The sequence below is a fragment of the Streptomyces sp. NPDC051582 genome (assembly GCF_040681715.1).
Classification (GTDB): domain Bacteria; phylum Actinomycetota; class Actinomycetes; order Streptomycetales; family Streptomycetaceae; genus Streptomyces.
Window position 1 is genome coordinate 140302 of record NZ_JBFAZJ010000001.1, and the last position, 12351, is coordinate 152652.

6 protein-coding genes are annotated in these 12351 nt (G+C 74.7%); 1 reads left to right on the forward strand and 5 read right to left on the reverse strand.

All coding sequences use genetic code 11. From position 1 onward, the window contains the following. Positions 1-17: 17 nt before the first annotated feature. Positions 18-2183: an ATP-dependent DNA helicase UvrD2 gene (locus tag AB0M92_RS00695; protein WP_366099926.1), complete on the reverse strand. Its 2166-nt coding sequence runs from the start codon at positions 2181-2183 to the stop codon at positions 18-20. Positions 2184-2383: 200 nt separating this feature from the next. Between AB0M92_RS00695 and AB0M92_RS00700 the strand changes: the two genes are divergently transcribed. Further along, entirely contained in the window at positions 2384-2644 is a 261-nt protein-coding gene (locus AB0M92_RS00700; RefSeq protein ID WP_030153502.1) for a mycoredoxin, read from the forward strand. A gap of 72 nt (positions 2645-2716) precedes the next feature. On the opposite strand, the gene nudC is transcribed toward AB0M92_RS00700, so the two are convergent. The 4 genes from nudC to AB0M92_RS00720 all read right to left on the reverse strand — a co-directional run bounded on the left by nudC (position 2717) and on the right by AB0M92_RS00720 (position 12351). Beyond that, on the reverse strand, positions 2717-3658 hold the full coding sequence (gene nudC / locus AB0M92_RS00705; protein WP_366099927.1) for an NAD(+) diphosphatase: 942 nt from the start codon (positions 3656-3658) through the stop codon (positions 2717-2719). Between the two features lie 155 nt (positions 3659-3813). Beyond that, the gene (locus AB0M92_RS00710) at positions 3814-5229 is read right to left on the reverse strand and encodes a dipeptidase (RefSeq protein ID WP_366099928.1); all 1416 of its coding nucleotides are present in this window, start codon (positions 5227-5229) and stop codon (positions 3814-3816) included. A 10-nt stretch (positions 5230-5239) separates the two neighbouring features. Further along, positions 5240-8878 carry a UvrD-helicase domain-containing protein gene (locus AB0M92_RS00715; protein ID WP_366099929.1) on the reverse strand — a complete coding sequence of 1213 codons (3639 nt, stop codon included), beginning with the start codon at positions 8876-8878 and terminating at the stop codon, positions 5240-5242. An 83-nt stretch (positions 8879-8961) separates the two neighbouring features. After that, positions 8962-12351 (reverse strand): ATP-dependent DNA helicase, encoded by a 3390-nt coding sequence (locus AB0M92_RS00720; protein WP_366100322.1) that lies wholly within the window; start codon positions 12349-12351, stop codon positions 8962-8964.

Sequence of the window (12351 nt, forward strand, 5' to 3'; positions counted from 1 at the left end):
ATTTTTCCGACGAGTTTCTACGCGTCGTCAGCATCCGCGGCTCCAGGCTCCTGACCTGCGCAGATGGCCAGGACCTCGGCTCCGTACCGGTCGAGCTTGCGGCGGCCGACTCCAGAGATCATCGAGAGCTCGCCCTCCTCGGACGGCCGGGCCTCCGCGATCGCGACGAGCGTCTTGTCCGTGAACACGCAGTACGCGGGCAGTCCCTGCTCGCCCGCCTGTCCCGCGCGCCACTCCCGCAGCCGCTCGTAGAGGCCTTCGTCCATTTCGGACGGGCAGTCCTCGCAGCGCATCAGCTTCAGCTCGCCGGCCTCGGTCAGGGTCTTGCCGCAGACCCGGCACAGCGTCGGCCCGCGGTGCCCGCGCTTGCGGGCCCCTCTCTCCACCGGTGCTCCCGGCCGGCTTCCCGGGGCCGCAGAGCCCGGCCGCAGGCCGTTCAGGAAGCGGCTGGGGCGACGGGAGGCCCGGCCGCCCGGAGCCCGCGAGAGGGCCCAGGAGAGCGTCAGGTGCAGCCGCGCCCGCGTGACGCCCACGTAGAGCAGCCGCCGCTCCTCCTCCACCTGCTCGTCGGTCTTGGCGTAAGTGATCGGCAGCATGCCGTCGGTGAGCCCGGCCAGGAACACGGCGTCCCACTCCAGGCCCTTGGCGGCGTGCAGCGAGGCGAGGGTGACGCCCTGCACGGTCGGGGCGTGCTGGGCGGCCCTGCGCTCGTCCAGCTCGACGGTCAGGTCCGCCAGGGTGGCCCCCGGCCGGCCGCGGGCGAAGTCCTCCGCGAGGCGGACCAGGGCGGCCACCGACTCCCACTGGTCGCGCACGGCCCCGGAACCGGCGGGCGGCTCGGTGGTCCAGCCGGTGGAGCTGAGCACGGCCCGGACCTGGGAGCCGAGCTCGACGACGTCGTCGAGCAGCGGGTCGTTGCCCCCGGAGCGGGCGGCGCCGCGCAGGGCGAGCAGCGCCTTCTGCACCTCGCCGCGCTCGAAGAAGCGCTCGGCGCCGCGCAGCTGGTACGGGACGCCGGCGTCGGCGAGGGCCTGCTCGTAGACCTCGGACTGGGCGTTGATGCGGTAGAGCACGGCGATCTCGCCGGCCGGGACGCCCGCCGCGATCAGGTCCCGGATGCGCAGGGCGACGCCCTCGGCCTCGGCGGGCTCGTCCGGGTACTCGGCGTAGACCGGGTCGGGACCGGGCTCGCGCTGGGAGACCAGCTCCAGCCGGTGCTCGGCGGCGCGGCCCTTGGCCTGGGCGAGGAGCCCGTTGGCGAGGTGGACCACCTGGGGGGTGGAGCGGTAGTCGCGGACCAGCTTGACCAGGGTGGCCTGCGGGTAGCGGGTGCGGAAGTTCAGCAGGTGGTCCGGGGTGGCTCCGGTGAAGGAGTAGATCGTCTGGCTGGCGTCGCCGACGACGCAGAGGCTGTCGCGCTCGCCGAGCCACAGGTCGAGCAGCCGCTGCTGGAGGGGGCTGACGTCCTGGTACTCGTCCACCACGAAGTGCTGGTACTGGCTGCGGATCTGCTCGGCGATGTCGTGGCGGTCCTGGAGGATGCCGACCGTGAGCAGCAGCACGTCCTCGAAGTCGATCATGCCGCGGTCGCGCTTGAGCTGCTCGTACGTCCCGTAGATCTGGGCGATCTCCGCCATGTCCCGGGGGGCTTCGCGCCCCGCCTTCAGGGCGGCCGCCGGATAGTCGGAGGGCACGGTCTGGGTGACCTTCGCCCACTCGATCTCACCGGTGACGTCGCGCAGCTCGCCCCGGTCGAGCCGGATGCGGCAGCGGGCGCCGGCCTCGGCGACGAACTGGATCTTGCGCTCAAGGAGCCGGGGCACCTCACCGCCGATCGCCCTGGGCCAGAAGTACTGGAGCTGGCGCAGGGCGGCGGAGTGGAACGTGCGCGCCTGCACCCCGCCCGCGCCGAGGGAGCGCAGGCGGCCGCGCATCTCGCCGGCGGCGCGGTTGGTGAACGTGACGGCCAGCACGCTGGCCGGCATCAGCTGGCCGGAGCGGACCCCGTAGGCGATCCGGTGGGTGATCGCCCGGGTCTTGCCCGTGCCCGCGCCCGCCAGCACGCACACCGGCCCGCGCAGGGTCGTCGCGACCTCGCGCTGCTCCGGATCCAGGCCCAGGAGCACCGCGTCGGCCGAGTCCGCGCCGGCGGGGAAGGAGGTGAGGTGCGTTGCTGATGTCACCCCGCCATGCTGCCAGGTCGCGCGGGGCGGACGGGAAAGTCGTCCACAGGTGCGCACGATCGTCGTATGGGCGTACTTGACGTACCCGGCGCAGGTGACGTACTCGGGCGCCCCGGCGCCGCCGCGGGTACGGGAATGGCCCCGGGGTCCCGTACGTTCGAGTACTCGGACCACCCAGACCCCACAGAGGAGAGCGCAGCATGCAGGACACGGGTTCCGTCACGATGTACAGCACGACCTGGTGCGGCTACTGCCGCCGGCTGAAGACCCAGCTGGACCGGGAAGGCATCGCGTACAACGAGATCAACATCGAGCTGGACCCGGAGTCCGCGGCGTTCGTCGAGAAGGCGAACGGCGGCAACCAGACGGTCCCGACCGTGCTCGTGAAGTCCGCCGCCGGCGCCGAGTCGGTCATGACGAACCCGAGCCTGGCCCAGGTCAAGCAGGCCCTCGCCGTCTGAGTCGCGTCCCGGCGCACCGCGTGAACAGAAAAGGCCCCCGTCGCGGCGGGGGCCTTCCGCGTGTGAGAAGCCTTACGCGACCGGGCGCGGCAGCGGCTCCCCGTACCAGCGCTCGACCAGCCGGGCCGCGATGGAGATCCCCGACGGGGGCAGCATCTCGCCCGATTCGAACGCGGCGCGCAGTTCCTCGCGGGAGAACCAGCGGGCCTCCTGGATCTCCTCGCCGTCGACCGTGATCTCGGTGGTCGTGGCGCGCGCCGTGAAGCCGAGCATCAGGCTGTACGGGAACGGCCAGGGCTGGCTGGCCACGTACTCGACCTCGCCGACCCTGATGCCCGCCTCCTCCCACACCTCGCGCACGACCGACTGCTCGATCGACTCGCCCGGCTCCACGAACCCGGCGAGCGTCGAGAAGCGCCCCTCCGGCCAGTGCACCTGGCGGCCCAGCAGGGCGCGGTCGTGCTCGTCGGTGACCAGCATGATCACCGCCGGGTCGGTGCGCGGGTAGTGCTCGGCGCCGCAGCCCGGGCAGCGGCGGATGTGCCCGGCGGCCGCGACCACGGTGCGCTCGCCGCAGCGCGAGCAGAAGCGGTGCATCCGCTGCCAGTTCTCCAGGGCCACGGCGTGCACCATCAGCCCGGCGTCGCGCGGGGGCAGCAGCAGTCCGGCCTCGCGCAGGCCGGCCGGGCGGGCCGACTGGTCCATGCGGCCGGGCAGGGAGTCCTTCTGGAGCGCGAAGTACCGTACGCCGTCGTCGTCGGTGCCCAGGAAGTAGCGGTGCGTCTCGGTGACCGGGGCCTCGAAGGCCGGGGTCATGACGATGCCGGTCCCGCCGTCGGGGGTGTCGTCGATCAGGACCTGACCGCCGGAGACCACGAAGACGCGGGTGCTCGGGTGGCTCCAGGCGGCCGCGAGCCAGGCCTCGTCGAGGCGGTGGTGCGCGGCCCGGTCGATCCCGCTGGGCGCGGCGAGCGAGATCGGGTGCTCGGTATGGGTGCTCACAGGTACTTCCAACTCCCCCGGTGGTGGGACAGGCAGGCTCGGTGACTCGGTACGTGTGGTGCGTGGTGCTGGGTGGTGGTGCTCGGTGCTGGTGGTGGTGCGTGGTGCTCGGTGCTCGGTGCTCGGTGCTCGGTGCTTGGTGCCCTGCGCGTGGTGCCGTGCGCGCGTCAGGCGGGCTTCCCGAGGGAGGCGGCCAGGTCGCCCCACAGGTAGGCGGCCGTCTCGACTCCCTTGAGGAGCAGTTCCAGCTCGACCTTCTCGTTCGGCGAGTGCCAGCCGTCGGACGGCACGGAGATGCCGAGGAACAGGACGGGCGCCTCCAGTACGTCCTGGAGGTCGGCCGCCGGACCGGAGCCGCCCTCGCGGGTGAAGCGGACCTTCTCGCCGAACGCCCGGCCCATGGCCCGTACGACCGACTGCAGCGCCGGGTGGTCCAGCGGGGTCAGGCAGGGCCGGGTGGGTGCGCCGAAGACGATGGAGTGCCGGATGCCGTCCGGAACCTGCGCCGCGACCCAGTCCCGGACGGCCGCCTCGACCTCGTACGGGTCCTGCCCGGACACCAGGCGGAACGACAGCTTCAGGTGGGCGGAGGCGGGCACGATCGTCTTGCCGCCCGGGCCCTGGTAGCCGCCGCCGATGCCGTTGACCTCGGCGGTCGGACGGGCCCAGACCCGCTCCAGGGTGGAGTAGCCCTTCTCGCCGGCGGCCGCGTGCGACCTGGCCGTGCGCAGCCACTCGGACTCGTCGAACGGCAGCTCGGCGATCAGCGCCCGCTCCTCGTCCGTGAGCTCGGCGATGTTCTCGTAGAAGCCGGGGATCGTGACGCGCTCGTCGGCGTCGTGCAGCGCCGCGACCAGGCGGGCGGCGACGGTGGCCGGGTTGGGCACGGCCCCGCCGAAGGCGCCGGAGTGGATGTCCTGATCGGGTCCGTGCAGGTCGATCTCGCAGTCGGCGACGCCGCGCATGCCGGTGCAGACGGTGGGCGTGGTCTCGGACCACATGCCGGTGTCGGAGACGATCACGACGTCGGCGGCGAGACGCCGCGCCTCGCGCTCGACGAGGGCCCGGAAGTGCGGGGAGCCGGACTCCTCCTCGCCCTCGATGAGCAGCTTGAGGTGCACGGCCGGGGCCTCGGCGCCGGTGGCGGCCAGGTGGGCCCGTACGCCCAGGGTGTGGAAGAAGACCTGGCCCTTGTCGTCGGCGGCGCCGCGCGCGTACATGCGGCCGCCCCGGATCACGGGCTCGAAGGGGTCGGTGTGCCAGCCGTCGGCGACGGCGGCGGGCTGTACGTCGTGGTGCCCGTAGACGAGGACGGTCGGGGCGTCCGGCTCCGCGCTCGGCCACTCGGCGAAGACGGCGGGCGCACCGTCGGTGGGCCAGACCTCCGTGACCGGGAAGCCGGTCTCCTTGAGCTTGGCGGCGAGCCACTCGGCGCTGCGACGTACGTCGTCCGCGTGCTCGGGCTGGGCCGAGACGGAGGGGATGCGCAGCCACTCGGCGAGGTCTTCGAGGAAGGCGGCGCGGTGGGTGTCGATGTACGTGCGGACGGTGCGGACGACGCTGTCCGCCGGGGTTTCGCTCATGCCTACGAGCCTAACTGCCGGGGTGCCGGTCACTGTCCGTGTCCGTTTTGCCTTGGAGGATCCGCTCAAGACGGTCCCGGCCGGGGAGGTCCCGGGGGCGGATCACGCGGCCGCTGCGGACGTGGAGGAAGGCGGCGGCCACCCGGTCGAGGGGCGTGCCGGTGGCTTCCGCCCAGGCCAGGCGGTACACGGCGAGCTGGAGCGGGTCGGCTTCCGTGGTGCGGCCGGTCTTCCAGTCGACGATCTCGTACGAGCCGTCCCCGTTGCGGTACACGGCGTCGATCCGGCCGCGGATGACGCGGCCGGCGAGGGTGAGCTGGACGGGCGCCTCCATCCGGTGCGGGGTGCGGTCGGCGTACTCGCTCCGCTCGAAGGCGGCCTTGAGGGAGTCGAGGTCGGCCTCGTCGACGACGTCCTGGTCGGAGCCGGGCAGCTCGGTCGCGGGGTCGAGCACGTCGAGGAGCGGCAGCGGGAGCTCGTCGAAGCGGGACTCGACCCAGGCGTGGAAGCGCGTGCCCTGGCGCGCCGCGGGCTGCGGGGGCTTCGGCATGGGGCGGGCGAGGTCGCGGGCGAAGCCCTGCTCGTCGGCGGCGAGGCGCAGGAGCTGGCTGGCGGAGAGGGCGGGCGGCAGCTCGACGTCGCGCACGGCGACGCGGGCACGCCGGAGCTCGCCCTCCAAGGCGTCGAGGTCCCGGTCCCAGGACGCGATGGCCCGGGCCTCCTCGGGGGTGGGGCCGGTACGGGCGCCCGGCCGGGGGGCGCGGGGCCGGTCGCCGGGCGGCGCGGCGGGCCGGTGGTCGCGGCCGCCGTCGTACGGGACGGTGCCCCCGGGCGGCGGGGCCGGAGCGGGCGCGGGTTCCCCGGCCCACGGGTCGTCGGCCAAGGGGCCTTCGGCCCAGGGGTCGTCGGGCCAGGGCTCGTCGGGCCAGGGCTCGTCGGCGGGCCACGGGGCGTCACCGGGCGGGGTCGGGCCCACGGTCCGGTCCCCCTCGCCGCGCGGGGCGGCCGACCCGCTGCGGGGGTGCGGGACGCTCGCCGCGTCCGCCGCCCAGAGGTCCTCCCCGTCCGGCTCCTCGGCGTACGACGGCTCCTCGCAGTGCGGGGGCCAGAGGTGGCCGTTCGGCGCGGGGGCGGGTTCGCGCCGGGGGGCGGCCAGGTGTGCCTCGACCAGGGCCGCCGCCTCGCGGCGGAGTCTCAGGGACGCCGGGTCCAGGGGGAGCGGCCAGGACAGGTCCGGGGTGGACTCCGTGGCGAGGGACGGGTTCTGCGCGTCGGGATCCGGCTCCGGGGCCCAGGCTTCGATCTCCCCGTTGCCCGCCGCGCAGTGGTCGTGGAGGGAGGACAGGAACGGCGACGGGCCCCGGCGCTTCTTCTGCGTCGGGCCCCACCAGTGCCCCGAGGCCAGCAGCAGCGAGCGCGGCCGGGTGAAGGTCACGTAGCCCAGGCGGAGTTCCTCGACCGCCTTGTGCTCCTTCAGCGAGGACTTGAACGCCTTCAGGCCCGCCGAGGTCCACGCCGGGTCGTCCGCAAGGGTGGCCGCGTCGCCGCGCAGGGCGTACGGCAGGACCTTCGCGTACGAGGTCCACGGCTCGGGCGCCTTCTCCTTCGGGAAGGAGCCCGCGCACAGGTCCGGGACCACCACCACGTCCCACTCCAGGCCCTTGGACTTGTGGGCGGTGAGCACCTTCACGGTGTTCTCCCCGCCGGGCAGGGCGTGGTCCAGGCCCTTCTCGTACTGGACGGCCGTACGCAGGAAGCCGAGGAAGGCCAGCAGGGACGCCTCGCCGTCCAGGGAGGCGAAGCCGGCCGCCACGTCCAGGAAACCGGACAGCGATTCGCGGCGCCGGGCCGCCAGCGCGTGCGGCGAGGCCGACAGCTCCACCTCCAGGCCGGTCGCGGCCAGCACCCGGTGCAGTACGTCCATCAGCGGATCCGCGAGCGAGCGCCGCAGGTCGCGCAGCTCCTGGGCCAGGTGCGCGAAGCGGACCCGGGCCTCGGCGGAGAACGGCAGGTCGTCCGAGGCGGCCGAGGAACCGTCCAGGAACGTCTCCAGCGCGTCCGCCAGCGAGACGACCTCGGCCGGGTCCACGCCCTCCACCGCCGCCGCGAGGCGCTCGTCGGGATCCACTTCGCCCGGCGTACGGCCGATCAGCTGCCGCGCCCGGCGCCCCAGCAGGGCCAGGTCGCGCGCGCCGATCCGCCAGCGCGGGCCGACGAGCAGCCGGACCAGCGAGGCGTTGGCGCCCGGGTCCTGGAGCACCTCGCACACCGCGACCAGGTCCGCGACCTCGGGCAGGTGCAGCAGCCCGGACAGCCCGACGACCTCCACCGGCACGTCCCGGGCCACCAGGACGGCCTGGATCTGCGCGAAGTCCCGGGCCGAGCGGCACAGCACCGCGATCTCGCGCGGCTCCGTTCCCGTACGGACCAGGTGCGCGACCGAGTCCGCGAGCCACTCCAGCTCCTCGGCGTGCGTCTCCAGCAGCGCGCAGCGCACGGAACCGGCCCGCTCCTCCCCCGGCGCCGCCCGCAGCGCCTCGACGCCCTCGTGCATGGAGCGCAGCGGCGCGGCCAGCTCGTTGGCCAGGTCGAGGAGGCGGCCGCCGCTGCGCCGGTTCTCGCTCAGCGAGAACCGGGTCGCCGGGCGCCCGCCGGCATGGGGGAAGTGCTCGGGGAAGTCGTCCAGGTTGGCCACGGACGCGCCGCGCCAGCCGTAGATCGCCTGGCAGGGGTCCCCGACGGCGGTCACCGCGTGCCCGCTGCCGCCGCCGAACAGGCCGGACAGCAGCAGCCGCTGGGCCACGGAGGTGTCCTGGTACTCGTCGAGCAGGACCACCCTGAACTCCTCCCGCAGCAGCTCCCCCACCTCGGGCCGGGTGGTGGCCAGCTGCGCGGAGAGGGCTATCTGGTCGCTGAAGTCGAGCAGGTCGCGGGAGCGTTTGGCGGCGCGGTAGCGCTCGGTCAGCTCCAGCAGTTCGAGGCGGCCGCGCACGGCCTCGGGGACCTTGCGCAGGTCTTCGTTGGTGAGCCTGGTGGCCGCGAGGGTGTCGAGGAGCTCGGTGTCGTACGCGCGCAGCTCGTCGGGGGTCACCAGGTGCTCGGAGAGCTCCCCGTCGAGCGCGAGCAGGTCGCTGACCAGGTCGGGGACGGATTTGGTGAGCGCCGGGTAGGGGCCCGGGGCCTCGCGGAGCACGCGCGCGGCCAGCTGGAAGCGGGTGGCGTCGGCGAGGAGGCGGGCGCTGGGCTCCAGGCCGATGCGCAGGCCGTGGTCCTTCAGGAGCTGCCCGGCGAAGGCGTGGTACGTGGAGATGCGCGGCTCGCCGCCAGCCGCGTCGGGATCGGCCGGTGAAGGGTCCGGGTCCGTGATGCCGGCCCGCGCGAGGGCCTTTCGTACCCGCTCGGCGAGCTCGGCGGCCGCCTTGTTGGTGAAGGTCAGGCCGAGGACCTGCTCGGGGGCGACGGCTCCGGTGCCGACGAGCCAGACGACGCGGGCGGCCATGACCGTGGTCTTGCCCGAGCCGGCGCCGGCCACGATGACCTGGGGGGCCGCGGGGGCGGTGACGCAGGCCAGCTGTTCGGGCGTGAAGGGGATGCCGAGGAGCTCCTTGAGCTGCTCGGGGTCGGTGAGGACGGGCGGACGCGCGGACACCTGATAGAGGCTAGCCCGATCCACCGACACTCCCGGCCGCCGTCTCACCGGCCGGTCGGTCGCCGACCGGTGAACGCAGCGACTCACTCCACCGTCTGGCGGCCCTCGGGGCGGGCGCTGCACGCACTGCGGAAGGAACAGTGGTCGCAGTGCTTGCCGGCGGCGGGCGCGAAGCGCTCGTCCAGGACCCGGCCGGCCGCGGTGGCGAGGAGGTCGCCGACCCACGCGCCGTCCGGCGGCTGCTGCGCCTGGATCTTGGGCACCGTGTCCCCGCCGTCCCGCTGGGCCGCGCCCTGGCGCAGCTGCACCAGTTCGGCGCCGCCCGCCTCGGGGCGCACCCCGTCGAAGACCTCGTCGACGGCTCCTTCGCGCACGGCGAGCTGGTACACGGCGAGCTGGGGGTGTCGCGCGACCTCGTCCTTCGTCGGGGCGCCCTTGCCGGTCTTGAAGTCGACGACGTACGCGCGGCCCTGCGGGTCGGCCTCGACGCGGTCCATGGAGCCTCGGATGCGGACGGCGTACTCGCCCGCTTCGAGGGTGACGTCGAAGTCGTGCTCGGTGGCCACGGCCTCCCGGCCGCCGCGGTCGGTGGTGTGCCAGCGCAGGAAGCGCTCCAGGGCGGCGCGGGCGTTGTCCTTCTCCTGGCGGGACTTCCAGGGGGCGTCGAAGGCGAGGGCGTCCCAGACGGAGTCGAGGCGTTCCATCAGGACGGCGAGGTCGGCGGGGGTGCGGCCGGAGGCGACCTCGTCGGCGAGGACGTGGACGACGTTGCCGAAGCCCTGGGCGGCGGTGGAGGGGGCGTCGGCCTTGACCTCGCGGCCGAGGAACCACTGGAGGGAGCAGGTGTTGGCGAGCTGGTCCAGGGCGGAGCCGGAGAGGGCGACGGGCCGCTCGCGGTCGCGGAGCGGGACGCTGCTGCGGGTGGGCTCGTACAACCCCCACCAGCGCTGCGGGTGCGCGGCGGGGACCAGCGGGCGGTCGTCCTCGTCGGTGAGCGCGGCGAGGCGCGCGAGGCGGCGGGCGGCGGCCTCGCGGAGCGCGGGCGAGGCGTCGGGGTCGACGGTGGTGGCGCGCAGTTCGGCGACGAGCGCGGGGACGGCGAGGGGGCGGCGGGGACGGCCGGTGACGTCCTTCGGGGTGACCCCGAGCTCGGTGAGGAAGCGGGAGGGCTGGTCGCCGTCCTCGGCAGGGGCCTTGACGGCGGTGACGACGAGGCGCTCGCGCGCGCGGGTCGCGGCGACGTAGAAGAGGCGGCGCTCCTCCGCCAGGAGCGCGCCGGGGGTGAGGGGCTCGGCGAGGCCGTCCCGGCCGATGCGGTCGGCTTCGAGGAGCGAGCCGCGGCGGCGCAGGTCGGGCCAGAGCCCTTCCTGCACCCCGGCGACGACGACGAGGCGCCACTCCAGGCCCTTGGAGCGGTGGGCGGTCATGAGGCGGACGGCTTCGGCACGGGTGGCCTTGCCGGTCAGGGTGTCCCCGGCGATGTCCTCGGCTTCGAGCTGTTCGAGGAAGTTGAGGGCGCCGCGGCCGCCGGTGCGGTCCTCGGCGCGGGCGGCGGTGTCGAAGAGCGCGCAGACGGCGTCGAGGTCGCGGTCGGCGTTGCGGCCGGCAGCTCCGCCGCGGCGGGCCCGGCGCTCCAGGCGGTCGGGCCAGGAGGTGCCGTCCCACAGGGTCCACAGGGCCTCTTCGGCGGTGCCTCCGCCCTGGAGGAGCTCGCGGGCCTTGCGCAGGAGCAGCCCGAGGCGCTGCGCTCCGCGGGCGTAGGCGGGGTCGTGGGCGGTGAGCCGTTCGGGCTCGGCGAGGGCGCGGGCGAGCAGGACGTCGGAGGGGGCGGGCACCTTGATGCCGGCGGCCCGCTCCTCGTCGCGCAGGGCCCGCCCGAGCCGGCGCAGGTCGGCGGCGTCCATGCCGCCGAGCGGTGAGCCGAGCAGCGTGAGCGCCGCCTCGACGCCGATCCACCCTTCGTCGTGCCGGTCGCCCGCGGCGGGCGCGGGCTCGGAGGCGGGCGCGGGCTCGGAGGCGGGCGCGGGCTCGGCCTCCGCCTCGGGGGCAGCCTCAAGGTCCGCCTCGGGAGCCGCCTGAAGGTCCGCCTCCGGGACCTCGGCGGCCGGGGCGGGTTCCCCGGCGGCCGCCCGGACCGGAGTGGCGGCGGTGCGCAGGGCCGTCAGGAGGGGGGCCGTCGCCGGTTCGTGGCGCAGCGGGGTGTCGGTGCCGTCCGTCTCCGCCGGGACTCCCGCCGAGATCAGGGCGCGGCGCATCGCCGGGAGGGTGCGGCCGCCGGAGCGGACCAGTACGGCCATGTCCTGCCACGGCACGCCGTCCTCCAGGTGGGCCCGGCGCAGGATGTCGGCGATGTTGTCCAGCTCGGCCCCGGCCGTGGGGTACGTGAACACCTCGACCCCGCCGCCCTCGCGCACCGGGGTCAGCCCGCGGTGCGCGCGGACCGCCGCCGCGGGCAGGCGCGGGACCGGCATGCGGGTGGTCAGCAGGCGGGTCGCCGCCAGGAGGTTCGCCCCCGAGCGGCGGCCCACGGTCAGGGCCCGCACCTGTGCGCCGGGGAAGGAGCCCTCGAAGTCCAGGATGTTGTTGATGTCGGCGCCGCGGAAGGCGTAGATCGACTGGTCGGGATCGCCGAAGGCGACCAGCGTGCCAGCGGGTCCCGCCAGGGCCCGCAGCAGCCGCAGCTGGGAGGCGTCCGTGTCCTGGTACTCGTCCACGTAGATCACGTCGTAGGACAGGGAGAGGGACGCGGTGCGCTCCGCGAGGAGGACGGCCCGGTGGACGAGCTCGGCGTAGTCCAGCGTGCCCTGCATGTCCAGGACGTCCAGGTACTCCGACAGGAAGGCCGCCGCCGCCTTCCAGTCCGGGCGGCCCAGCCGGGTCGCGAACGCGTCCAGCGCCGCCGGGCCGAGCCCCAGCTCGCGGGCGCGGGCGAGCACCGCGCGGACCTCGTCCGCGAAGCCGCGCGTGGTGAGCGCGGCCCGCAGGTCGTCCGGCCAGCGGATGGAGCGGATCCGGCGCTGGCCGTCCAGGAGGGTGCGGACCATCACGTCCTGCTCCGGGCCCGACAGCAGCCGCAGCGGATCCGCGAACAGGTCGGTGTCCTGGTGGGCGCGGACCAGTCCGTAGCAGAAGGAGTGGAAGGTGGTGGCCTGCGGGGCGCGCGCGCCGCCGAGCCGCAGGGCGGCCCGGTCGCGCAGTTCCACCGCCGCCTTGCGGCTGAAGGTGAGGATGAGGATCCGGGCCGGGTCCACCCCCGCCTCGACCCGGGCCGCGGCCGCCTCGACCAGCGTGGTCGTCTTCCCGGTGCCCGGTCCGGCCAGCACGAGAAGCGGGCCGCCGGTGTGATCAACCACCGCCCGCTGCGCTGCGTCCAGAACAGGGGGATCCACCCGCTGCGGCCCGGTGCGCACGAGGCGGTACGCGTCAGGGGTCCGCGTACGCCGCCGCTCGGAGCGGTCGGATGGAGAGGTGAT

Coding starts and splice junctions, on each gene's coding strand:
- AB0M92_RS00700 (WP_030153502.1), top strand. CDS start 2,384: ATGCAGGACACGGGTTCCGTCACGATGTACAGCACGACCTGGTGCGGC.
- AB0M92_RS00710 (WP_366099928.1), bottom strand. CDS start 5,229: ATGAGCGAAACCCCGGCGGACAGCGTCGTCCGCACCGTCCGCACGTAC.